We start from the raw sequence: 24397 nt of genomic DNA on the forward strand, positions 1-24397 counted from the left end.
AAGGACAGGCCGCTATGAACGCCGACCCCTATCTGGCTGACCTCCCCGGTGCCGTGGTCCATGACGAGACCGTACCGGCACGGGCGCCCTGGCTGCACCACGTGGCCGCCGGTCAGACGCTTCGCATCGTCGATCTGGAGGGCAACCAGGCCGTCGATTTCCTGCTCTATGCCGATGGCGACGATTCCGAGCGCTACAGCGCGCAGGACACGGTCTCCGCGCAAGGCAATCTGTTCCTGCGCACCGGCACTGTGCTGCGCTCGAACGAGGGACGCCCGATGATGACGATCGCGGGCACTTCGGTCGCCTATCACGATACCATTGGCGGCGCCTGCTCGTGCGAATCCAACACGCTGCGCTACGGCCACCACACCAAGGCGCAGCACGCCTGCGTGGAGAACTTCCTGGAGGCCAACCTCACCGAGGGGCGCAGCAAGCGCGACATCGTCTCCAACATCAATTTCTTCATGAACGTTCCGGTGGAGGAAGACGGTTCGCTCGGCATTGTCGACGGGATTTCCGCGCCGGGTCTGACGGTGGACCTGAAGGCGGAGATGGACGTGATCGTGGTCGTCTCCAACTGCCCGCAGATCAACAACCCGTGCAACGGCTTCGATCCCAGCCCTGTGCGCATGATCGTTACCGCATGAATTTCGATACCGTTCTGATCGCGAACAGGGGCGCGATCGCAACCCGGATCATCCGCACGCTGCGGCGCATGGGGTTGCGCTCCGTCGCCGTCTATTCGGAAGCGGACGAAGGCTCGCTTCACGTCTCCGAGGCGGACGAGGCCGTCTGCATCGGCGGCGCGCGCGCGGCCGACAGCTATCTGAACATCGAAGCGATCGTCGCGGCCGCCCGCAAGACCGGGGCAGGCGCGATCCATCCGGGCTACGGCTTCCTGGCCGAGAATCTCGATTTCGCCGAAGCCTGCGCGGCGGCGGACATCGCCTTCATCGGCCCGACGCCGGAAAATATCCGCACCTTCGGCCTCAAGCACAGCGCGCGGGCGCTGGCTGCCGCGCATGACGTGCCGCTGGCTCCGGGCACCGAGCTGCTCACCAGCGAGGCCGAGGCGGTCCAGGGCGCGCGGGACATCGGCTTTCCGGTGATGCTCAAGGCGACGGCCGGCGGCGGCGGCATCGGCATGCGCGTCTGCGAGGACGAGGCCGATGTGCGCGAAGGCTTCGCCACCGTGGCGCGGCTGGGCAAGAGCAATTTCGGCGATGCCGGGGTGTTCCTCGAACGCTTCGTGCGCCGCGCGCGCCATATCGAAGTGCAGCTTTTCGGCGACGGCGAGGGCAGGATCGTCGCGCTGGGAGAGCGGGACTGCTCGCTCCAGCGGCGCAACCAGAAAGTCGTCGAGGAAGCGCCCGCGCCGCTGCTGCCGGAAACCGTGCGTACCGCACTGTTCGCCGCCGCCGTCCGGCTGGGCGAGGCGGCGAAGTACCGCTCGGCAGGCACGGTGGAATTCCTCTACGATGCCGAGACGCAAGAGTTCTTCTTCCTCGAAATGAACACCCGCCTGCAAGTCGAGCACGGCGTGACCGAGGCGGTGCTGGGCATCGATCTGGTCGAATGGATGGTGCGCGGCGCGGCGGGGGACTACAGTTTCCTGGGTAGCGCACCGGGCGCGCCCAAGGGCCACTCGATCCAAATGCGCCTCTATGCGGAAGACCCCGCACTCGATTACCGGCCTACATCCGGCACGCTGACGAACGTGGAATTTCCCGAAGACATCCGCATCGAGACCTGGTGCGCGGCGGGCAGCGAAGTCACCTCGTGGTACGATCCGATGCTGGCCAAGCTGATCGTCCATGCCCCCAGCCGGGAGGAGGCCGTAGAGGCCGCGCAGGCTGCGCTCGCAAAGAGCCGCGTCGACGGGATCGAGACGAACTTGCGCTGGCTGCGCGAAGTCACCCGCTCGCCCGAATTCGTCAGCGGCAGCGTTTCCACCCGCGTGCTTGACGGCATTGCCTACGATCCGCAGTGCATCCGCGTGATCGGCGGCGGCACTGCCACCACGGTGCAGGACTGGCCGGGGCGGCAGAACTACTGGGCCGTGGGCGTTCCGCCGTCGGGCCCGATGGACGATCAGTCGTTCCGTCTCGGCAACCGGCTGCTCGGCAATCCCGAAGGGACACCGGGGCTGGAAGTCACCGTTACCGGGCCCACGCTGTCCTTCGTCTCGGCCGCACGGATCTGCCTCATGGGGGCGGATTTCGGCGCAGCGCTGGACGGCACCCCGGTGGCCCGCGGTGTGCCGCTGGACGTGAAGGCAGGGCAGACGCTGGCGCTTGGCCGTTCCACCGGCGGCGGTATGCGCGGCTATATCCTCTTTGCGGGCGGGCTCGACGTTGCGCCTTATCTGGGCAGTTGCAGCACCTTCGAGCTGGGCCAGTTCGGCGGGATCGCGGCGCGGCGGCTGCTCGCGGGCGACACGCTGCATCTCGCCGGGCAGGACACCGGCACGCCGCTCAGCCTGCCCGCGCTGCCCGGCGTTTCGCACGAATGGACCCTGCGCGTGCTCTACGGCCCGCACGGGGCGCCGGATTTCTTCACCGGCGATGACATCGCGATGATCGTCGATGCCGAATGGCAGGTGCATTACAACAGCAACCGCACCGGCGTGCGCCTGATCGGCCCCAAGCCGCAATGGGCGCGGACCGACGGAGGCGAAGCCGGGCTGCACCCCTCCAACATCCACGACAATGCCTATGCCATTGGCGCGGTGGACTTCACCGGGGACATGCCGATCATCCTCGGCCCGGACGGCCCCTCGCTCGGCGGGTTCGTCTGCCCTTTCGTGATCATCGCGGCCGACCGCTGGAAGATCGGCCAACTCACTCCGGGCGACACAATCCGCTTTGCCCCGGTGACGATGGAGGATGCGGCCGAAGCGGATGCCGCGCAGCGCGCATTCCTGGCAACGGGCACGGCGCCCGTGCCTGCGCCCGCGCGCCCGGTGGAAACGCTCACGCCGATTCTGGCCGAGATACCCGAAGGGCCGGGCAATCCGCGTACCGTCTACCGGCAGCAGGGCGACCGCAACATCCTCGTCGAATACGGCGATATCGTGCTCGACATCGAGCTGCGCATCCGCGCCCATGCGCTGATGCGCGAGCTGGAACGGCTCGCGCCGCCCGGCATCGTCGATATCGTGCCCGGCATTCGCTCGCTCCAGCTCCATTTCGATGGCGCGGTGATGGACCAGCGCGCGGCGCTCGCCATGCTGATGGAAGCCGAAGAGCGGCTGGGAGACCTTGAGGATTTCTCGATCCCCTCGCGCATCGTCCATCTCCCGCTGAGCTGGCGCGATCCGGCAACGATCGAGACGATCCGGAAATACATGAACGTGGTGCGCGACGATGCGCCCTGGTGCCCGGACAACATCGAATTCATCCGCCGCGTCAACGGGCTGCCCGATGCCGATGCAGTGGAGGCCATGATCTTCGAGGCGAACTACCTCGTGCTCGGCCTTGGCGATGTCTATCTGGGGGCGCCGGTCGCCACCCCGGTAGATCCCCGCCACCGGCTCGTCACCACGAAATACAACCCGGCGCGGACATGGACGCCACCCAATGTCGTGGGCATCGGCGGCGCGTACATGTGCATCTACGGGATGGAGGGGCCGGGCGGCTATCAGCTCTTCGGCCGCACGATCCAGGTGTGGAACACCTACCGCCAGACCGATGCTTTCGTGGAAGGCAAGCCCTGGCTGCTGCGCTTCTTCGACCAGATCCGCTTCTACCCGGTCAGCCCCGAAGAGCTGACCGAATGGCGTCGCGATTTTCCCAACGGGCGCCGTTCGATCCGGATCGAGCCTTCCGAATTCCGCCTCTCCGACTACCGCGCTTTCCTCGCCGAAAACGCGCAGTCGATCGCCGAATTTCAGGACCGGCGGCAAGCGGCTTTCGATGAGGAACGCGCCGAATGGCAGCGCCGTGGCGAGTTCGACCGCGTCACCGAAACCGAAGCGCCCGAAGACAGCGCGCCCGGTGCCGTGGACGTGCCGGACGGCGCCGATCTCGTAGAAGCGCCTTACGGCGGCGTCGTGGCGAAACTGCTCGTGGCGGCGGGAGACGAAGTCACGGCGGGAGACAGGATCGCGGTGATCGAGGCGATGAAGATGGAATCGCCGGTGGAAAGCCCCGGCAGCGGAACCGTTTCGGCGCTCTACATGCAGGAAGGAAAGTCATTGCAACCCGGCTCCCCGATGCTGGCCCTCACGAGGCGCGCATGACGGCGCTCGACCGCCGCAGCGCGGCCGCCATCGCCGCAGACGTCAACGCCGGACGGACAAGCGCCCTCGCGGTGGCCGAGGAAACGCTGGCGCGCGCCGAGGCTTACGACGCCATCCAGCCGCAGATCTGGATCAGCCGCGCGGAGCGGGAGCAGTTCCTCGCCGCCGCCCGCGCGGTCGATGCCCGCGTGGCCGCCGGGGAGAGCCTGCCGCTCGCCGGTGTGCCTTACGCGGCGAAGGACAATATCGATGTGGCGGGCTTCAAGACCACGGCGGCCTGCCCCTCGTTCGCTTACAGTCCGGAAGCTTCCGCGGGCGTAATCGAACGGCTGGAGGCGGCCGGGGCGCTGTGTCTCGGCAAGACCAATCTCGACCAGTTCGCCACCGGGCTGAACGGTTCGCGCAGCCCTTACGGCATTCCGCGCAATGCCTATAACCTGAGCTACGTCAGCGGCGGGTCCAGTTCGGGTTCGTCGGTGGCGGTGGCGGCCGGGCTGGTGCCTTTCGCGCTGGGGACCGACACGGCGGGATCGGGCCGCGTGCCCGCCGCTTTCAACCACCTGATCGGGTTCAAGCCCAGCAAGGGCCGGTGGAGCACGCGCGGTCTCGTGCCCGCCTGCCGCACGCTCGACTGCATCACCGTCTTCACCGGCGATACCGCCGATGCCCGGCTGGTCGATGACGTGATCGCGGGCTTCGATCCGGCCGATCCGTTCTCCAGGCCGCTGGCCGATCAGCCGCGCCAGACCCGGACCATCGGCGTGCCGCGCCGCGATCAGCGCAATTTCTTCGGCGATGCCGAATCCGAATACTTCTACGACCGCGCGCTGGAGAAGCTCGGCCTGCTGGGCGAAGTGGTCGAGATCGACTACGCCCCGCTGCAGGAAGCCGCGCTGCTGCTCTACGGCGGCCCCTGGGTGGCCGAACGCACTGCCGCCATGGCCGATATCCTCGCCAACAATCCCTACGCGGTGGACCCGACCGTTCGCGAAGTCGTGGAGCAGGGCCTGCCGATGACGGCCGTCGATCTGTTCAACGGCATCTACCGCCTCGCCGAGCTCAAGCGCCATGCGGATACGCTCTGGGCGAACATCGACATGATGGCCTTCCCCACCACCGGCACGACGTACCGGGTGATGGAAATGCTCGCCGCGCCGGTCGCGCTCAACAGCAACCTTGGCGCCTATACCAATTTCGTGAACCTGCTGGACATGGCCGCGCTGGCCGTGCCCGCGGGCATTCGCACGAACGCCACCGGGTTCGGCATAACCCTGATCGGCCCGGCCGATACCGACCGCGCGCTGCTGGACGCAGTCGATGCCTACCTTGCCGCTGCGGACCTTCCGCCTCCGCCATCACTCGACTTTGAGGGACATATGCAGACTGTAAAACTCGCCGTCGTCGGCGCTCACCTGAAGGACATGCCGCTCCACTGGCAGCTCACCTCGCGCGATGCGAAGTTCGTGGGCGCTTTCGATACCGCGCCGACTTACCGGCTCTATGCCATGGCGGAGAGCACGCCGCCCAAGCCCGCGCTCGTCCACAGCGAGGACGGCGCCGGGATTCCGGTCGAAGTCTACGAACTGGGCGTGGCCGAATTCGGCAGCTTCGTTGCCGAAGTGCCCGCGCCGCTCGCCATCGGCACCGTCACGCTGGCCGATGGGACCAGCGTCAAAGGGTTCGTGTCGGAACCGCGCGCGACCGTGGGCGCCGAGGACATCACCGCGCTGGGCGGCTGGCGCAACTACATCGCGCAACTGGCCTGAAACAGCGCCGGATCGCAGCAAGACCGAAGGGGGAAAAGATGAACAGGCTCAAGCTAATGTTTCTCATGGCCACGGCAGGCCTTGCTGCAATCGCACCGCCGGCGCTGGCGGAAGGCGAGCAGGTCATCAAGGTGCCCGGCTTCGCGGACTTCCTCGCCGTCGATGGCGATACGGTCTGGACCACGAACAAGGGCCGGATCGAGCGCTGGTCAAGGGCAGGCAAGCTGGCCGAAGTGCCTCTCGCCCGCCCCTGCGGCACGATGGCGATCGCTTATGGCGCGCTCTGGGCCGCGAACTGCGCGGACGGCGCGATCAACCGCATCGACATGGGTAAGGCCAAAGTTACGGCCACGATCAAAACCGGGATCGCCAGCCCCATGGGCGAACTCAATGTCGTGGCCGGCGCCGGATCGATCTGGATCGCCAGCGACAATGCGGGCCAGATCTCCCGCATCGATCCCGACACCAACGCCGTGACGGCCACGATCAAGGCCGATCCGGGCACCTGGTATCTCGCCTTCGGGTTCGGCTCGCTCTGGGCCGTCAGTGCCTCGGAGCAGACCCTGCAGCGCATCGATCCCGAGACCAATGCCGTGACCAGCAAGACGCCGCTGGGCAAGCAGCCGGGCTTCCTCGCCGCCGGTGCGGGTGCGGTTTGGGTACAGGAACAGGGCGACGGCACGGTCGCCCGGATCGCCCCCGAAAGCGGTGAAGTGGTGAGCCGCATCAAAGTCGGCGACAACCTCAAATGGGGAGACATCGACACCGGTGACGGCAAAGTCTGGCTGCGCACGACCGACGATCAGGTCTTCGCGGTGATCGATCCCGAAACCGATGCGGTCGAGGCACGTTTCGGCGAAGCGGCTGGCAGCGGTGCCTTGCGGTACACCCCTTCAGGCGTCTGGACTACGGCCCACGACGAGCACACGCTTACATGGTGGCCGAATGCCGCCTTGGAGGGCGAGCGGGAGGAGTAAAGCTTGCTCTCCGAACGTGCCGGGTTGTTTGGAGGCGGTGCATATATTGCCGCAAGATTACATATTTGAATGTTTGTTCAAAAAATAATCAATGCAAAAACATATATTTGATTAAATTTCCGCAGCGGGCTGACCTGCGGCGGCAGCCTTGTGGGCGACGATGTGAATTGCTATTCAAGATTCCTCGCAGATGGAGGAATCTGATGATCGATCGCCGCCTTTTCATGCAGCGGCTGGCATCCCTTGCGGCGGCGGGGGCCGTGCCTGCGCCGATCGCCAAGGCCCTGGCGCAGCCCGCGAACCGGCGGACAGGCACGCTTCACGACGTCGAGCATGTCGTTATCCTGATGCAGGAGAACCGGTCTTTCGATCATTATTTCGGGACGCTGCCCGGCGTGCGCGGTTTTGCCGATCCGCGTCCGCTGCGGCTGGGGCCGGGCAAGACGGTGTTTCACCAGCCCGATCCGGCAGGCGGGGAGGTCCTGCCGTTTCGCATGAATGCCAAAACCACGAGCGGCCAGCTTCTCAAGAGCCTCGACCACAGCTGGAAGGGCGATGCGGCCGAGTGGGCCGGTTACGATGTGTGGATCAAGCACAAGACCGCGATGACCATGGGCTATTTCACGCGCGAGGACGTGCCCTTCTATCATGCGCTCGCCGATGCCTTCACCGTGTGCGATGCCTATTACTGCTCGCTCCACGGCCCAACCAACCCCAACCGCATGTACCTGTTCACGGGCACCAGCGGCATGGCCGTGGGCGATATGCGCCGCCATGCGGTGCATAACGAGGACGATGGCAACTGGACCGGCGATGCCAGTCTGGACAAGCCGGACTGGGCGGGTGCCGCGCGCTGGACGACTTATGCCGAGCGGCTGGGAAAAGCCGGGGTGGACTGGAAAGTCTATCAGGAGTTCGACAACTTCGGCTGCAATTCGCTGGCCTATTTCGAGCAGTTCCGCGGCCTCGATCCCGCATCCGGCCTCTACCGCCGGGGCAGGGCGATGGTGCCAGGCTCCACGAAGGAAAACGCGGCAGAGACGACGGGACAGTATCTCGTTGATGCCCTGAAGGCCGATGTGCAGGCGGATCGCCTGCCGCAAGTGTCCTGGATCGTCACGCCGACCAAATTCTGCGAGCATCCCGAAGCGCCGCCCGCGTTCGGCGAGGATATGACCTCGCGCGTGCTGGATGCGCTGGTTTCCAATCCGGAAGTCTGGGCCAAGACCGCGCTGATCATCAACTATGACGAGAATGACGGCTTTTTCGATCATATGCCGGGGCCGATTCCGGCGACTGCCCCCGCCATGGGACTGAGCACTGCCGATACGCGCGGGGAGGTCTATGACGGCCAGTCGGTGGGGCTCGGCATCCGTGTGCCGCTGCTGGCCATTTCACCCTGGTCGCGCGGGGGCTGGGTCAATTCGCAGGTTCATGACCATACTTCGGTCATCCGCTTCCTGGAACGGCGGTTCGGGGTGATGGAGCCCAATATCACGCCCTGGCGCCGTGCCGTGACGGGCGATCTCACCAGCCTGTTCGATTTCAGCGATCCGGATGGATCGGCACTCCATGCTCTGCCGGCAACGGATGATTACCTTGCGCGGATCATGGCTGTCGCCGCGCTGCCGCTGCCAGAAGTTCCCGCAGCGCAGGCCGTGCCGCGGCAGGAGCCGGGCCGCCGCCCGGCGCGGCCCTTGCCCTACCGCCTGAACGTCAGCGCGCGCCGCGGCGATGCCGGGCTGGAACTGACCTTTGCCAATGGCGGCATGGCAGGCGTTGTCTATCAGGTCTATGCCCACGGCAGCGGCGCGCCGGGGCCGTGGTCCTATACGCTGGAGCCGGGCAAGGAAGTTTCGGACGTTCTGCCAGGACTGCCTCTCGATGGTGCATACGATCTGTCGGTCCACGGGCCGAATGGCTGGCTGCGGGAACTGGCAGGCGATGCAGGCAAGGAAAGCCTGCGCACGCCGGTGATCGTGCTGGATGAAAGCGATCCCGATATCCTTCGCCTTTCGATCGTCAATATGAGCGGGAGCGCTGAGACTTTCGCGATTACAGCGCCGGTCTATGGCGAGATCGAGCCGGTAAGCCTGACGCTGGCCTCCGGTGAGCAAAGGTCTCTGACCATCCCGGTTGCCGCAAACGATCACTGGTATGACCTGCACGTTGCCCAGGAAGGGGCCGCGCTGCGCCGCCGGTTTGCAGGGCATGCCGAAACCGGGAGGGCAAGCCGTTCGGACCCTGCGCTGGAAATGGCATGAAGCGTCTGAAGGCCGTGCTTTCCTGAGCCTAGGAGGCATGCGGAAGCCGCGCCGCCTGTTCAGCGTTGCGCGGTTTCCCAGTTTTCGCTCCGCGTGAACGGGGCCCTGTCCGGCGTGAGGGTATCCTTGCCCAGAACGTGATCGGCGCCTTTTTCGGCCAGCATGATGGTGGGCGCGTTGAGATTGCCGGTGGTGATCGCGGGCATGGCCGAACTGTCGATCACCCGCAGCCCCTCCACGCCGCGCACGCGCAGGTGCGGGTCCAGCACGGCCATGGGATCGTCCGCCGCGCCCATCTTGCAGGTGCAGGAAGGGTGATAGGCGCTTTCCACCGCCTCGCGCACGAAAGCATCGATCTGCTCGTCGGTGGTTACGTCTGCGCCCGGCTGCATTTCCCGGCCGGAATAGGGGGCCAGGGCCTCCTGCGCGAAGATCTCGCGGGTCAGGCGCACGCAGGCGCGCATTTCCACCCAGTCGTCTGGATGGCTCATGTAGTTGAAGCGGATTTTCGGCGCCTCGTGCGGGTCTGCCGAGCGCAGCGTGACATGGCCCCGGCTTTTTGAGCGCATCGGGCCAACATGGGCCTGGAAGCCATGCCGGTCCGCCATCGATGAGCCGTCGTAGGAGACCGCCAGCGGCAGGAAGTGGTATTGGATATCGGGATAGGCCACGCCGGGGCGTGAACGGATGAAGCCGCCGCTTTCGAAGTGGTTCGTTGCCCCCAGACCTTCTTTCAGGGTGAGCCACTGCGCGCCGATACGGGCTTTGGCCAGCAGGCCCATCGAGGAGAACAGCGTGACCGGCTGCGTGCATTCCATCTGGAAATAGAATTCAAGATGGTCCTGCAGGTTTTCGCCCACGCCCGGCAGATCGTGCAGCACCTCGATGCCGAGCGCGGCCAGTTCCGCAGCGGGGCCGATGCCCGAGCGTTTGAGCAGCATGGGCGAATTGATCGGGCCGCTGGCGACGATCACTTCACGCAGGGCGCGCGCTTCGCGAACCTGGCCTCCCTTCTCATAGCGCACGCCGGTGGCGCGGCGCCCTTCAAACAGCATGCGTTCGGCCAGTGCGTGGGTTTCGACGTGCAGGTTCTTCCGCTTCATCGCGGGCTTGAGATAGGCGTTGGCGGTGCTCCAGCGGCGGCCATTGTGGACAGTCATGTCCATCCGCCCGAAGCCTTCCTGCTGCGCGCCGTTATAGTCCGGGGTGAAGGGATATCCGGCCTGCTGCGCGGCTTCGGCGAACTTGGAATAGAGCGGGTTCCGGAGCTTGCCGTATTGCGTGTGCAGCGGGCCGTTCCCGCCGCGATAGGCATCGCCGCCTTCCGCCCGCGTTTCGGCGCGCCGGAAGTAGGGCAGCACGTGAGCATAGTCCCAACCCTCGGCGCCCAGATCCTGCCAGCGTTCGAAATCCATGGGATTGCCGCGCACATAGACCATGCCGTTGATCGAGGACGATCCGCCCAGAACCTTGCCGCGCGGGGTGTGCATGCGCCGCCCGCCAAGGTGCTCTTCCGGTTCGGAGTAATAGCGCCAGTCGTACTTCTTCATGTTCATCGGATAGGACAGCGCGCTGGGCATCTGGATCAGCACCGAACGGTCCGAGCCGCCGAATTCCAGCACCAGCACGCTGCAGGTGCCGTCCGCGCTCAGCCGGTCCGCCAGGACACAGCCTGCGGAGCCTGCCCCGACGATGATGTAGTCGAATTGCGCGTCCATGAAGTCTTCTCTGAAAGGTCCGTGTGTCAGTGTGATGGAAGGGAACGATCAGTACGGCGCATCGACATCGCCCTTGGCGACGTAGACGCTCTTGATCTGGGTGTAGTGCTCGATCGCGGCGAGGCCGTTCTCGCGCCCGAGCCCGGAGGCCTTGTAGCCGCCGAAGGGCAGCTCGATCGGCGTGATGTTGTAGTCGTTGATCCAGCAGGTGCCTGCCTGCAGTGCGGCCACCACATTGTGCGCGCGCATGAGGTCATTGGTGAAGACACCCGCGGCCAGCCCGAACTCGGTGTTGTTGGCCCGGGCGATGACTTCCTCTTCGCTGTCGAACGGCAACACCAGCATGACCGGGCCAAACACCTCGTCGCGCACGATCGCGGCGCTGTCGCTGTCTGCCTGGAAGATCGTGGGCTCGACGTAGAAGCCACGGTCGTACTCGCCCCCCGTCAGGCGTTCGCCGCCCAGGATCAGCTTTACGCCCTCGCGCCGGGCGCGGCGGATATGGCCGAGTACGAGATCGAGCTGCGTGGCGCTGACAAGCGGGCCGATCTGCGTTTCCGGGTGGAACGGATCGCCGATGCGCAGCGCTTTCGTGCGCGCGGTCAGGCGGTCGAGAAAACCCTTGAGGACCGAACGGTGCACGAACACGCGGGTGCCGTTCGAACAGACCTGTCCGGTCGAATAGAAGTTCGCCATCATCGCGCCGCTCACCGCGTTGTCGAGATCGGCGTCCTCGAACACGATCAGCGGCGACTTGCCGCCCAGTTCGAGCGTCGCGGGCTTCAGGCCCTTCGCGGCCTCGCCCATGACCAGGCGGCCTGTGGGCACCGAGCCGGTGAGTGAGACTTTGGCGATGCCGGGATGCGCAATCAGCGCGCGCCCGGTTTCGCCATAGCCTTGCGCCACCTGGAACACGCCTTCGGGAAGACCGGCCTCGCGGAAGATGCTTTCCAGTTCCATCGCCGTCATCGGTGTCTGTTCGGCGGGCTTGAAGATCAGCGCATTGCCGCAGGCCAGCGCCGGGGCCGCTTTCCAGCAGGCGATCTGCATCGGATAATTCCAGGCGCCGATCCCCGCGCACACGCCCAGCGGCTCACGGCGGGTATAGCCGAAGGCCGCTGCGCCCAGATCGAGGAACTGCCCGGCAACGGTGGAGGCGATTCCGCCGTAGTATTCAAGGCAATCCGCGCCGGAAATGATATCGACCGCCTTGGTTTCCATTACTGGCTTGCCGGTGTTGCGCGTCTCGATTTCGGCAAGGCTGTCGTTGCGGCTGCGCAGGATGTCGCTGGTCCGCCGCAGTACCCGGCCACGCTCGGTTCCGCTCATGGCCGCCCATTCGGCCTGACCGGTTCTGGCCTTTTCCACCATGGCGCCAATTTCGTCCGGCGTGGTTACGGCAATATCGGCAATCGTCTCACCGGTGGCCGGATTGACCGGGCGCACGCGGGCCGGGGCGGTTTGCGGGGGAAGAGCATTGCGCGCGAGAGAATCGTCAACGACGAAAGTCAGCATCTCGCGGGCGGCTTCGGGATCGATCTCACTCCAGCCGGACAAGGCGCCGCGCAGCCAGACCCCGTCGATCATGGCCGCGACCATGGCCGCGGTCTTGCGGGCTTCCTCGGGCGTTTCCATGGCACGCAGCGCATGGCTGAGGTTCGAGATCATGCGGCGCTGGTACGCGCGCTGAATGCGGCCGAGGCGGGGGTGCTGCAGCGCCTGCCCCCAGAATGCGAGCCAAACGGTGCTGGTGCGCGCGTCGATCTCCTGGCGGGAGAGGCTGGCGTCGATCACCGCCTGCACTCTTGCGCGCGGCGTGTCCGCCGCGACCATGCGCATCCGCACCGCTTCACCATGCCGGAAGGCGAGTGCGCGGAACGCCGTCTCCAGAAGGCCGTTCTTGTCCTTGAAGTAATGCGCGACAAGGCCGGGCGAGACTCCGGCGCGCCCGGCGATCTCGGCCAGGGTCGTGCCGGAGAAGCCGGTTTCGGCCAAACTGTCGATGGTCATCTCGATCAATTGGCGCGAACGGGCATCATGCCTTGACGGGGACTTAGTTGTAGCCGAACTTGTCGCCATGATCTTATCCTGAATGATCATTCAATAACTGGTGTTCGCAGCTAGCCTTTCGCCCGTTGCCTTGCAAGGGTTGATGGAGTTTGTTGGCTTTCTGCGGTTGAACAGGCCTTCAATAGCGTTATACGCAGTGGCATTACGCGAACAAAGGAAATCTATGCGCCGTTTGGCAACGCGATTTTTCTCGGCCCTGTGCCTGTTTATCGGCTTCGTTATCGCCGTTCCCGCCTCCCATGCGGCGGGTGATCCACCGTCGTGCCGGGCAGTGCGCCTGGCCGATGTCGGCTGGACCGACGTCACGGCCACCACGGGCGTGCTGTCCCGCTTGCTTAGCGGACTGGGCTATCAGCCGCAGACGCGGGTGCTCTCGCTGCCGGTGACGTTCAACGGGCTCGCGCGCAAGGACGTCGATGTGTTCCTGGGCAACTGGCTGCCGATGCAGAACAGCCAGATCAAGAGCTATATCGAGAACGGTTCCATAGAGCGGGTGCGCGTGAACCTTGCCGACGCTCGCTATACGCTGGCGGTTCCGCGCTACCTCTATGACGAGGGGCTGCACGATTTCTCCGATATCGCGAAGTTCGGCGATCAGCTCGATCACAAGATCTACGGCATCGAACCGGGCAACGACGGCAATGGCTACATTCTCGAAATGATTGCCGATAACCGTTTCGATCTTGGCAATTTCACGCTTGTCGAAAGCAGCGAGCAGGGCATGCTTGCCCAAGTCGAGCGGGCCGTGCGCGAGCAGCGCCCGATCGTCTTCCTTGGCTGGCAGCCGCACCCGATGAACGACCGCTTCGACATGCGCTACCTCTCGGGCGGAGACGATACGTTCGGACCGAACTATGGCGGGGCGACGGTGAACACGGTCGTGCGCCGGGGCTACCTAAAAGAATGCCCGAACGTCGGACGCCTCCTGCACAACCTGGAATTCAAGGTTGAGGATGAGAACGCGCTGATGGCGGGCGTCACCGCCAGCGGCAATGCCGAGCAGGCGGCGGAAGAGTGGATGGCCAAGCATCCGGAGCGTCTCAAGGCCTGGCTGAAGGGCGTGACCACGTTCGACGGCGCGCCGGCGCACGAGACTCTGAGCGCGGGACTTGCCCCTTCGGCGGGTGGCAATTTGATCACCCGCTACAAGATCCCGGTCGGCGCGGCGATGACCGACGCCGTCGAGTGGACCAAGGCGCACGGCGCGGTTCTGGACCTTGTCGCCCGGGCGGTCAGCGTCAGCGTGAAGGCCCTGACTTCGGCGATGAATGCCGTGCCGCCGCTGGTGTTCATCGCACTGGCCACGGTGCTGACGTGGTTCCTGCGCAAGTCGAAGGGACTGACGCTGTTTGTGCCGCTGGCGCTGCTGTTCATCCTCAACCAGGGCTATTGGGTCGCGACGATCGAGACGCTGGCGCTGGTCGTTTTCGCCGCGGCCACGTCCACGGTGATCGGTGTGCCGATTGGCATCTGGGCCGGACACCGGCCGCGCGCTTACGAATATTTGCGCTCGGTTCTCGACCTGATGCAGACCCTGCCGACGTTCGTCTACCTGATCCCGACGCTGGTCATTTTCGGTCTGGGCATTGTGCCGGGCCTGATCTCGACGATCATCTTTTCGCTTCCCGCGCCGATCAGGCTGACCCAGCTGGGCATCGCCTCGGTGCCGCGTCCGCTGATCGAGGCGGGGGAGAGCTTTGGGGCCACCCGGCGTCAGCTCCTTTTCAAGATCGAGCTGCCGGCCGCCGCCGGATCGATTCTGGCGGGCGTTACGCAGTGCATCATGCTCAGCCTATCGATGGTCGTTATCGCCGCGCTGGTCGGCGCGGGCGGCCTGGGTGTGCCGGTGGTGCGTGCGCTCAACACCGTGCAAGTGGGCATGGGCTTCGAAGCGGGCTTTGCCATCGTGCTGCTGGCGATCATTCTCGATCGCGTAACCCGGCGCGAAACCAAGGGAGACGTCTGATGGGAACGGCGATAGAATTTCGCGACGTCGACATTTTCTTCGCCCCGGGAAGCGGGCGCAAGCGGCAGGCCGCGCTCGACCGGGCGATGGAGCTGGCCGGGCAAGGCAAGGAACGCTCGGAAATCAGTGACGAAACCGGCGTCGTTCTGGGTGTGCACAACGCCAGTCTGGCGGTCGAGCGCGGGCATATCTCGGTGCTGATGGGCTTGTCCGGTTCGGGCAAGTCGACGCTGCTGCGCGCGGCGAACGGCCTCAACGAAGTGACGCGCGGCCAAGTGCTCGTCTATGGCGAGGATGGCGCGCAGGACATCGCCAGCGGCGACACGAAAGTGCTGCGCGATATCCGCCGCCACCGCGTGGCCATGGTCTTCCAGCAGTTTGCGCTGCTGCCCTGGCGCACGGTTCGCGAGAACGTGGCGCTGGGCCTTGAACTGCGCGGTGAAAGCAAGGCCGCGATCGACGCGAAAGTGGAAGAGCAACTGGAGCTTGTCGGCCTGCAGGACTGGGCGGACAGCTATGCCAGCGAACTGTCGGGCGGGATGCAGCAGCGTGTGGGGCTGGCCCGCGCCTTTGCCACCGATGCCGACATCCTGCTGATGGACGAGCCGTTTTCCGCGCTCGATCCGCTGATCCGCGCCAAGCTGCAGGATGATCTGCTCGAACTGCAGCGCGCGGTGCACAAGACCATTCTGTTCGTCAGCCACGATCTGGACGAGGCGTTCAAGCTGGGGGACCAGATCACGCTGCTGGAAGGCGGCCGTATTGTCCAGAGCGGCAGCCGTCAGGATATCTTGAACAACCCCGCAACGCCCTATGTCGTGAGCTTCCTGGAGCACATGAACCCGCTGCACGTGATGACCGGCGATGCCGTGATGCAGCCGGTGGAGGACTTGTCGGAAGAGGATGGCGCCATCCTTCTCGACGAAGCCGGGCGTTACCGGTTCGAAGACGGCCGGGTCTCGTTCGAGGACGAGTGGCATGAGGTCAACGAGATCGAGGAACCCGATACGCAGGAAGAATATCCGGAGGGCTTCGCGCAAGTCTCTGCGGATACCCCGGTGCGCACGCTCATGCGGATTGCCGCGCAGACCGACAATCCGGTCCTCCTCATGCGTGATGGTGAACTGGCCGGTGTCACGACCGGGCAGGACATCCTAGGCCGTTTGAGCGAGACCGGTCCTGCTTCCGGCGAGGAAGCCGGTGACGGGGAAAAGGATGGCGGGGAAGGCAAGGATGGCGATACCCCGGAAGCCCGTGAGGACAGCGAAGACAAGGCTTGAGCGGGCCTGAGCGGGGGCGCGCTTCCTCAAGGACGCCCTCGCCGCCCTTGCTCAGGTTTTGTCCAGGACGCCCTGAACGCTGATTCTGGGAGCCGTGCTGGCAGAGGCGAGCATCTTCTGGAAGGAAGGACACTCCATGTGGCTGGGCGCCGGGCAGGCCGCCGCATGCCTCAAGCCGTCGCGCATTGCGGACAGCCTTTGGATAACGCGGTCCAGCTCATCGGCCTTTGCGGACAATTGATCCCGGTCGATCGCCGGGCGGCCGTCCGTGTCAAACATCCCCGCAATCTCGTCGAGCGAGAATCCGGCCTGCCGGCCCAGCGCGATCAAGGCCAGGCGCTGGAGAATCCCGGGATCGAATATCCTTCGCACCCCCCGGCGCCCGATTGAGGCGATCAGCCCCTTTTCCTCATAGAAACGGAGTGTCGATGCCGGAAGGCCGGAGCGTCTGGCGACTTCGGAGATGTCCATTCTGCTCTTGACTTAAAGTGAACTTGAATTTGCACGTAGCCAGACCTTGAACCCTTATGCAAGCGGGAAAGGCACAAGTTACCGGCATGGAACAGGGCATCATCTTCGGCATCCGTGCCGAGGCGCTGCGCACGAAAAAGGGGGCGGCCTGCGGCTCGCCCCCTTTCCGGTTACGTCTTGGCCGTGGCGGTGTGATCAGAACGATTTCTTGATCGTGACGAACCACTGGCGCGGCGCGCCGACCAGGAAGTACTGGTAGTCCCCCGGTGAATAGCTGGTGAGGTAGCCGCCAGTCTGGCCGATGGTCGAAACATATTTCTTGCCGGTCACGTTGGTGACGTTGAGCTGGATCTCGGTGCCGTCCAGCGCGTTGCCGGAATGCAGGCGATAGCCCACTGTCAGATCGACAATGGCGCGGCCCGCGAACGAGAGGTCGTTCTCGAACGTGGCGTAGCGCTTGCTCTGGTAATTGACGTGGGCGCGGCCGATGAAAGTGCCATCGTCGTAGGATATCTCGCCGTTGATCATGTGCTTGGGCTGATCGACGACCGATTTGTCCGCCGAGGCGACAACGGTTTCGCCAGCGCCGTTGAGCACGTCATCGTCATACTGGGCGTCGGTGTAGGCATAGGATGCGTACAGCGACAGGGCCGGGGTAAACCGGTATTCGCCAGTCACTTCGACGCCGTTGGTCGTCACCGAGCCTACGTTGTTCAGCACGGCTGCGCAGCTCTGTATCGCCGTGCACGGCGATACCGCGAAAAGGCGGTTGTCGAACTTTACATGATAGCCGGCCACCGAGCCTTCGAAGCTGGGCAGGTGGAAGCGCACGCCGCCTTCGATCGTCTTGGACGTTTCCGGCTTGAGGCCGTTTTCCTGCAGCGTTGCGAACTGCGCGGGAGAAGTGATGAAGGGCGTTGTCGTGAACGCGCGCATGTTTTCGGCATAGCTGGCGAACAGTTCGGCTTCTTCGATCGGGCGGTAGTTCACGCCAACCTGCGGCAGGAACATGTCCTTGGCCGTCAGCGAGCCCTGGGTCGCCCAGCTGTCCGAAGTGCGGGAGGGATCGTACCGGGAATCGATATTGACCTGGATGCCCTTCCAGCCGCCGGAAACCTTGAAGGTATCGGTCAGTTCCCAGGTGTCCTGCACATAGTACTGGTAGGTGTCGATATCGAACTTGTAGAAATAGTCGTAGGCGAACGGGTTCGAGGGGAACTCGTGCGCGCCGATGCTGGAGGTGTCGTTGTCTTCCAGCCCGAAGTAGTCGCGGGCCTGGTTGTATTCGTTGATCTCGAACCAGCCGCCCGCTTCCAGTGTGTTGCCCTGGAACAGGCCGTAGGCCAGGCTGCCCGTCACGCCCATGCGGTCGATCCAGTATTCGGTGCCGCGCACCGAGACGCTGGCGCCGCCCGGCGTGGGGACATAGGGCGTCCACCACGTGCCGACGCCGCGGTTGTTGTGGTAGTAGGGCGCCACGCGCACATGCAGGTCGTCGGTGATGTCGTAATCGACGCTGAGGCCGATCAGCAGATCCTTGCGGATGCCGTAACCGTCGTAATAGGCGTCGTCGCCGGTCAGCGTGCCGTAGCCGTCGTAGCCGGCAACGTATGTGCCGTTCTGCAGGTTGGTGGCGACTTCATTGGCCGTTTTGAAATCGTAGCGCAGGTAGTCCCAGTTGTAGCCTTTGCGCTCCAGCAGGCTCGGCCACATGTCGACGTAATCGCTGTCGGCAAGATAGGAATAGTTGACGAAGGCCTTCAGTTCGCCGCGCGTTCCCATCGGGGCAACGAGCTTGGAGTTGATGTGCCAGGCTTCCTGCGAACCCTTACCTTTCCACTTGGGTGTATCGGCATAGTCGCCTGAGATATAGGCGCGCACGCCGCCGCCCAGATCGCCGGTTTCGAAGCGTCCGAACACGCGCCAGGCATCGTTGCTGCCGTAAGTGGCCGATGTCGTCAGGCCCATGTCGTAACCGGGATCGATGCTGCGGAAGGCGATCGTGCCGCCCAGGTTCGAGCTGGAGGGCGTTGAGAGCGCACCGGCGCCCTGCGAGAGCTCGGTGCTGGCAATGTTGTCGGAGGCGATGGCGCGGCTGATATGCAGGCCGTTGAAGTTGGCGTAGCTCATATCGCCCAGCGGCACGCCGTCGAGCGTGAAGCCAAGCTGGTTCTGCGTGAAACCGCGCACCGAGATGCGGGTCGACCATTCGTTGGAGCCGAACGGGGTGGCCGACTGGAAGTTCACGCTCGGCAGTTTGTCGAGCACCTTGAGCGGGCTGGTGCCGGGGGTGGCAACGGCAATATCCTCAGCGGAGAGTCCCTGGACCTGACGAGTCTGGCCTGTGCCGAGCACGATGATTTCGTTGCGGGCGGGTTCCTTGTCCGCCGGTGCGCCGGTGCTGGCGGCGGCATCGTCCGCTGCGGCGAAGGCGGGGGTGGCCAGCACGGACGTTAGCGCCAGCAGGCTGGCGTTCAAAAAGGCTTTGGAGCGCATCGTATCCCTCATGCGTTGCGGCAGAATTGCCAATTTTGATGCGCGCGCGGGTGCGCGCTGACGGTGAATCGGGCCGGATATTGGCGCGCAAGGCGGCGCGTGAACGCGGTGCGCGTTCGTGACCCGGCAGTTCCAGCCGTGTGGTGCCCGACAGGATCGTGCCGATGACGGGGCTTGCTCGAAGGAGCCGGGGTGTTCCTTAGCGCTGGAACGAAATTGTTCAAGCGTTCAATTTCTATAAATCGGAAATTTCAAAGGAAAATTGGAGGGTTTGGCACGGTGAAGATACGCCGAGGCGATGCCGTGCCCAACGGTATGAAAAAATCTAAACGACTGTTCAATTCCAGTCTCAGGCGCTGCGAGGAGCTTGCCGGCCTTCCGTCCGTGGCGATCGGGACATGGCGGGAGCCGGGTGTGCATCGGCAGAACGTTGTTGAACGTAGCGGCTCGTCTTCATATAGTCTGACAAATTAACTTTTGGTGCGATGCTTCTGCAGTGGGGCGGCCAAGGCCGGTCTTTGCCGGGGGCGGGGCGGATTGGGCTCGCAACTGGAACATCGGCTTGCCGCCTGCCGGCAAAGAACAACGGGGAAGAAGATGCGGCGGATTTGGAGAGGGATGGCGGCGGCCGGAGCTATCGCGCTGGCCACGGCGGCGATGGCGGATGCGCCGCAGGTGCAGCCGGTTCAGATCGATTCATCGCGCCCCGACTGGGAAAATCCGGCCGTATTCGCTGTCGGCAAGCTGCCTGCCCGGGCGACGGGCTTTCCTTTTGAAAGCAGGGCGAAGGCGCTGGAAGGCGACCGCACCCGGTCCGAACGGTTCCAGTCGCTCAACGGGCTGTGGAAGTTCTCTTTCTCTCCGAATGCGGACAAGCTGCCTACGGGCTTCGAACAACCGGGGTTCGATGTCTCGGGATGGAAATCGATCAAGGTGCCTGCGGACTGGCAGGCCGAAGGATACGGTCAGGCGCGCTACAACAACTGGCGCTATCCCTTCCCGGCGAACCGCCCGCTGATCCGGCACGAGACCAACCCGGTGGGCTCCTACCGCCGCGATTTCAATATTCCTTCCGATTGGACGGGAAAGCAGATCATCCTGCACATGGGTGGGGCAGGATCAGCCTATTATGTCTGGGTAAATGGCCGCAAGGTTGGCTATTCGCAGGACAGCAAGCTGCCGTCCGAATTCGATCTGACGCCTTATGTGCGCAAGGGCCGCAATACGATAGCGATACAGGTTTTTCGCTGGTCTGACGGATCTTATCTGGAGGATCAGGATTTCTGGCGCGTTTCGGGGATCGAGCGCGATGTGTTCCTGATCGCTGCGCCCAGAACACGGGTGCGCGATTTCTTCGTGCATGCCGGGCTGGACGAGACCTACCGCAAGGGCGAACTGGCCGTCGATCTGGCGGTTTCGCCCGGCGCTGCCGGAACGGCGCGCATCAGCTTGTTGGACGGGGCAAAGACGGTGCTGACGCGGACCGAAGCGGTTTCCGCCGGAAAGGCCGAACGCACGCTGAGGCTCAAGGGCGAAGTGCCCTCGGTCCGCGCGTGGAGCGCTGAGACGCCGCATCTCTATACGCTGCTGGTCGAATACGAGGATGCAAAGGGGCGTCTGATCCAGTCCACTTCGGCCAAAGTGGGCTTTCGCACTGTGGCGATCCGGGGCGGGCTCGTCACGGTGAACGGCAGGCCGGTGACGATCCGGGGCGTCAACCGGCACGAGCACGATCCCGAAACCTTCCATGTCATCTCGCATGAATCGATGGAACGCGACGTCCGGCTGATGAAGCAGAACAACGTCAACGCCATCCGCACCGCGCACTATCCCAACGATCCGTACCTCTACGAACTCGCCGACCGTTATGGCCTCTACGTCATGGACGAGGCGAATATCGAGAGCCACGAGTACATGCAGTACGGCAATCAACACCCCGAAAAGCGGGCCTATTACCAGCTCGGTTTCGATCCGGCGTGGAAGGCCGCGCACGTCAGCCGGGTCATGAACATGATCGAGCGGGACAAGAACCACCCTTCCGTCATCTTCTGGTCGCTGGGCAACGAAGCCGGGATCGGCCCCACGTTCGAAGCGGCGGCGAGAGAGGCCAGGACGCGCGATCCGGGGCGGCTGATAAGCTACCTCGGCTGGGGGCCTTTCCCGCCGGGCGAGTACCGCCCGAACTGGTATGCCGACATCTACGCGCCGATGTACGATACGGCGGCCAAGATGGCGGACTATGCCACGAACTGGACTTACAAACAGCCGATGATCCAGTGCGAATATGCGCACATGATGGGCAATTCCGGCGGCGACCTGAAGGAATACTGGGACACGATCCATGCCCATCCGGACAAGCTGCAGGGCGGCTTCATCTGGGACTGGGTGGATCAGTCGATGTACGGCCATACCAAGGACGGGCGCCGCTACTGGGCGGATGGCAGCGAATACGGCCCCAATCCGGGCGGGGATATCGAGTTCGGGGACGGCCTGATACAATCGGATCGTACGCCCAATCCGGCGCTCTACGAATTGCGCAAAGTCTACGCCCCGGTCGAATTCGATAGCTTCGATCCGGTGAGCGGCCGCCTCACCGTGCGCAACCGGCAGGATTTTCTGGACCTTTCGGGCTATCTCTTCGACTGGGAGCTTGAGGAAAACGGCGTTGCGGTGGCGCGCGGCAAGCTGTCCGCGCCGGACGTGGCCGCGCATGGATCTGGCGTCATGGCCGTGCCGGTTGCGCGCTTTCGCCGGAAGCCCGGCGCGGAATACTTCGTGACCGTGCATGCGCGCGCGAAAGCAGGCGTGATCCCCGAGGTCGCGGCTGGAACCGCTGTCGGATGGGAGCAGTTCGCGTTGAGCGATTCCGTACCCGCACCTGCGACGCCCGCATCGGGGCCAGTCGCCGTCCACGAGGCGGACGGCGAAGTGACCTTTGCCGCTTCGGGCGCGGTGCTGACGCTGGATCGCAAGAGCGGGCTTGTCCGTTCCTACGCGAAAGACGGCCGGGAACTGGCCGAAGGCGGCGCGCCGAACTTCTGGCGTGCGGTCACGGATAACAACATCGGCACGCGCGCGGAAAAGCAGCTTGCGGCCTGGAAGGCCATGAGCGAGCACCGCACAGTCACGGCCTTCGCGCTGCGCCCCATCGCCGGAGGAGGCCAGGAGGCCGTCGTCGACTTCGCTCTGGGCGGCAGCGCGGCCAGTCCCGCGGCGAGGTTCCGTTCGGTCTACCGCATGGCGGGCGATGGATCGGTGACGATCGCCAATCTGTTCACGCCGGTGGACATGGACTTGCCAGCCCCCTTTCGGGTGGGGCTGGCGTTCAGTCTTCCGGCGGCTCTGGATACGGTCGAATGGTATGGGCGCGGCCCGCATGAGAGCTATGTGGACCGCAAGACGTCAGCGCCCATTGGCCTCTGGAAAGGACCGCTCGCGGCGCAAAACCACGATTACATCCGCCCGCAGGAAACCGGCAACAAGGTGGATGTGCGCTGGATGGAACTGATGGGCGCCCACCGGGGGCTGCGCGTGGCGGGGGCGCATCCGCTGATGATGAACGCGCTCGCGTTCCCCTATTCCGATCTCTACCGCCGGACGCCGGGCACCTGGAAATCCACCGATATCCGCCCGCACGGGCAGGGCACCTTGCTGGTGGACACCGCGCAATGGGGTGTGGGCGGGGACGACCAGTGGAGCGAATCCGGCAAGCCGCTGCCGCAATACCGGACGCGTCTGGAGAAGACGGCGTTCACGGTCCGCCTGTCGTTCACCGGCGGGCTTGCGGATGAAACCGCGCAGGACAGGCAGGCTCTCCCCGGCGGCGACCGTTGAGACGAGGCGCTGCCGGGCTCCGTTTGCCCGGCGTGGTGCCTGTTGTCCGTTTTGGGCGCCTTGATGGGGCACAGGGTCATGCCCCTTGCAGGATGGTGGATTAAAATAATGAAACCATCCATGTAATAATTAGCTTATAGTTATTTAAAATTAACTACACTTTCCTTTTCTAAGGTCGCCCATCTATTTTAGCTGTTGTATTGTGCAAATAAATATACTCTTCTCGAATCTTCAGGAGGTGCAAAAGGGAGAGGGAGGAGCATGTTGCGCTATCGCAAACACACAGGAATTCCGGCGCTGGCATTTGCCGGGCTTGCGGTCTTGGCGCTGCCCACGGCAGCACAGGCACGCGGGCAGGCACAATCGTCCGGCTGCGCGGCCGAGCCGGTTATCGACACCAAGACGAGCCTCACCGATCTGTCCGACATCTGGTTTGGCGACGGCAGTTTTCGCTACGCGATCATGCTGGCGACCAATGCCCGCTCTGGAACCGGCACTTTCGCGTTTATTGGCGATCCGAACCAGCTCAAACCCGGCGCCAAAGTGTGCATTCCGCATAGTGGCGAGGCGGAGCGTATGCGCCGCCGGTACAACCGCTACCTGACGGCCGTGCAGGACATGTCCCTTGCCGAGCCATGGGAGGAGGTTAACACGCTCGATCCCTTGCCGAAATCCGGGACATACCGGGTGGCGACATGGATCCGGGCCGATCAGGTCAGCCGCTACCCGTCTTCACCGTCGAGCGGTTTCAACTATGCCGTGGGCGGCGATACCTGGGTCACGCTGGAGCCGCACCTCAAGGCGTTCTGCAAGGACTATGTTCGCACCGTCAGCGACAATCCGGCCGCGCTGACGCTTCGTCTCGAAGAGCGGCTTGGTCTGCCTCCGGTCTCGGCCAAGGCCTATTTCGCGGTGCTGGAGATTGATGCGGCCTCGTCCAGCGGCGGGAAGAAGGTGTTTCGCCCCTGCGCGGTTCCGGCAACCGATACCACGTCTTGCGCCGCTGGCACGCCGACGGCCAATCAACCCTTCTTCTATCAGCAATATTACGATTCCTACGGAACCGCGATGCCTGCCGAATATCCCTGGACTTCGCTTGGCTACACGTTCGACTGGGCGCCGCAACCCGCGACGCTGAGCAAGCTGATGGAATATGTCCGCGTCGGGGAAAGCGAATACGTCGTGCCGAAAGGCACGATGGCGAAGTTCATCGGCACGTATTCAACCGCGCAATACTGTGCGCCGTAAGCCAATGCAGCGCCATGCCGGGCGCGCGCGCCGTTTGTCTGTTGCCGTCAATTGCGGGATGAAG

The 24397-nt window shown here is 64.2% G+C and carries 14 protein-coding genes; 10 read left to right on the forward strand and 4 right to left on the reverse strand.

Annotated features, from left to right (window positions below):
- Positions 1–14: 14 nt before the first annotated feature.
- From MTR66_RS16760 to MTR66_RS16780, 5 genes are all read left to right on the forward strand, one after another.
- Positions 15–650: an urea amidolyase associated protein UAAP2 gene (locus tag MTR66_RS16760; RefSeq protein ID WP_243923174.1), complete on the forward strand. Its 636-nt coding sequence runs from the start codon at positions 15–17 to the stop codon at positions 648–650.
- Positions 647–4243: an urea carboxylase gene (gene uca / locus MTR66_RS16765; RefSeq protein WP_243923176.1), complete on the forward strand. Its 3597-nt coding sequence runs from the start codon at positions 647–649 to the stop codon at positions 4241–4243. Before MTR66_RS16760 ends, uca begins: the two co-directional genes overlap by 4 nt.
- Entirely contained in the window at positions 4240–6009 is a 1770-nt protein-coding gene (atzF, locus tag MTR66_RS16770) for an allophanate hydrolase (protein WP_243923178.1), read from the forward strand. The genes uca and atzF overlap by 4 nt, the downstream gene beginning before the upstream one ends.
- A 38-nt stretch (positions 6010–6047) precedes the next feature.
- Positions 6048–6986 carry a Vgb family protein gene (locus tag MTR66_RS16775; protein WP_243923180.1) on the forward strand — a complete coding sequence of 313 codons (939 nt, stop codon included), beginning with the start codon at positions 6048–6050 and terminating at the stop codon, positions 6984–6986.
- Between the two features lie 203 nt (positions 6987–7189).
- Entirely contained in the window at positions 7190–9250 is a 2061-nt protein-coding gene (locus MTR66_RS16780; RefSeq protein ID WP_243923183.1) for a phosphocholine-specific phospholipase C, read from the forward strand.
- Positions 9251–9309: 59 nt separating this feature from the next.
- Here MTR66_RS16780 and betA read toward each other — a convergent pair whose 3' ends face one another.
- Both betA and betB read right to left on the reverse strand, forming a co-directional pair.
- Positions 9310–10968, reverse strand: a complete 1659-nt coding sequence (gene betA, locus MTR66_RS16785) for a choline dehydrogenase (protein WP_243923185.1) — start codon at positions 10966–10968, stop codon at positions 9310–9312.
- A 48-nt stretch (positions 10969–11016) separates the two neighbouring features.
- Positions 11017–13068 carry a betaine-aldehyde dehydrogenase gene (gene betB, locus MTR66_RS16790; protein WP_407673068.1) on the reverse strand — a complete coding sequence of 684 codons (2052 nt, stop codon included), beginning with the start codon at positions 13066–13068 and terminating at the stop codon, positions 11017–11019.
- A gap of 142 nt (positions 13069–13210) precedes the next feature.
- Between betB and choW the strand changes: the two genes are divergently transcribed.
- Entirely contained in the window at positions 13211–15004 is a 1794-nt protein-coding gene (gene choW / locus MTR66_RS16795) for a choline ABC transporter permease subunit (RefSeq protein WP_243923186.1), read from the forward strand.
- On the forward strand, positions 15004–16284 hold the full coding sequence (choV, locus tag MTR66_RS16800) for a choline ABC transporter ATP-binding protein (protein WP_243923187.1): 1281 nt from the start codon (positions 15004–15006) through the stop codon (positions 16282–16284). Before choW ends, choV begins: the two co-directional genes overlap by 1 nt.
- Before the next feature lie 51 nt (positions 16285–16335).
- On the opposite strand, the gene MTR66_RS16805 is transcribed toward choV, so the two are convergent.
- On the reverse strand, positions 16336–16755 hold the full coding sequence (locus MTR66_RS16805) for a helix-turn-helix domain-containing protein (RefSeq protein WP_243923188.1): 420 nt from the start codon (positions 16753–16755) through the stop codon (positions 16336–16338).
- A gap of 86 nt (positions 16756–16841) precedes the next feature.
- Here MTR66_RS16805 and MTR66_RS21270 point away from each other — a divergent pair, with 86 nt between their 5' ends.
- Positions 16842–16967, forward strand: coding sequence for a hypothetical protein (locus MTR66_RS21270; protein WP_268740565.1), 126 nt, complete (start codon positions 16842–16844; stop codon positions 16965–16967).
- Here MTR66_RS21270 and MTR66_RS16810 read toward each other — a convergent pair.
- The gene (locus tag MTR66_RS16810; RefSeq protein WP_243923189.1) at positions 16951–19263 is read right to left on the reverse strand and encodes a TonB-dependent receptor; all 2313 of its coding nucleotides are present in this window, start codon (positions 19261–19263) and stop codon (positions 16951–16953) included. The genes MTR66_RS21270 and MTR66_RS16810 overlap by 17 nt on opposite strands.
- A gap of 585 nt (positions 19264–19848) precedes the next feature.
- On the opposite strand from MTR66_RS16810, the gene MTR66_RS16815 reads away from it, so the two are divergent.
- Positions 19849–23085, forward strand: a complete 3237-nt coding sequence (locus MTR66_RS16815; RefSeq protein ID WP_243923190.1) for a glycoside hydrolase family 2 TIM barrel-domain containing protein — start codon at positions 19849–19851, stop codon at positions 23083–23085.
- 261 nt (positions 23086–23346) lie between these two features.
- Entirely contained in the window at positions 23347–24333 is a 987-nt protein-coding gene (locus MTR66_RS16820; protein WP_243923192.1) for a hypothetical protein, read from the forward strand.
- The last annotated feature ends 64 nt before the right edge of the window (positions 24334–24397 follow it).

The sequence above is a fragment of the Novosphingobium beihaiense genome (genome assembly GCF_022832375.1).
Taxonomy (GTDB): Bacteria; Pseudomonadota; Alphaproteobacteria; order Sphingomonadales; family Sphingomonadaceae; genus Novosphingobium; species Novosphingobium beihaiensis.

Coding starts and splice junctions, on each gene's coding strand:
- MTR66_RS16805 (WP_243923188.1), bottom strand. CDS start 16,755: ATGGACATCTCCGAAGTCGCCAGACGCTCCGGCCTTCCGGCATCGACA.
- MTR66_RS16780 (WP_243923183.1), top strand. CDS start 7,190: ATGATCGATCGCCGCCTTTTCATGCAGCGGCTGGCATCCCTTGCGGCG.
- uca (WP_243923176.1), top strand. CDS start 647: ATGAATTTCGATACCGTTCTGATCGCGAACAGGGGCGCGATCGCAACC.
- atzF (WP_243923178.1), top strand. CDS start 4,240: ATGACGGCGCTCGACCGCCGCAGCGCGGCCGCCATCGCCGCAGACGTC.
- MTR66_RS16810 (WP_243923189.1), bottom strand. CDS start 19,263: ATGAGGGATACGATGCGCTCCAAAGCCTTTTTGAACGCCAGCCTGCTG.
- betB (WP_407673068.1), bottom strand. CDS start 13,068: ATGATCATTCAGGATAAGATCATGGCGACAAGTTCGGCTACAACTAAG.
- betA (WP_243923185.1), bottom strand. CDS start 10,968: ATGGACGCGCAATTCGACTACATCATCGTCGGGGCAGGCTCCGCAGGC.
- MTR66_RS16815 (WP_243923190.1), top strand. CDS start 19,849: ATGCGGCGGATTTGGAGAGGGATGGCGGCGGCCGGAGCTATCGCGCTG.
- choV (WP_243923187.1), top strand. CDS start 15,004: ATGGGAACGGCGATAGAATTTCGCGACGTCGACATTTTCTTCGCCCCG.
- MTR66_RS16760 (WP_243923174.1), top strand. CDS start 15: ATGAACGCCGACCCCTATCTGGCTGACCTCCCCGGTGCCGTGGTCCAT.
- MTR66_RS16820 (WP_243923192.1), top strand. CDS start 23,347: ATGTTGCGCTATCGCAAACACACAGGAATTCCGGCGCTGGCATTTGCC.
- MTR66_RS16775 (WP_243923180.1), top strand. CDS start 6,048: ATGAACAGGCTCAAGCTAATGTTTCTCATGGCCACGGCAGGCCTTGCT.
- MTR66_RS21270 (WP_268740565.1), top strand. CDS start 16,842: ATGGAACAGGGCATCATCTTCGGCATCCGTGCCGAGGCGCTGCGCACG.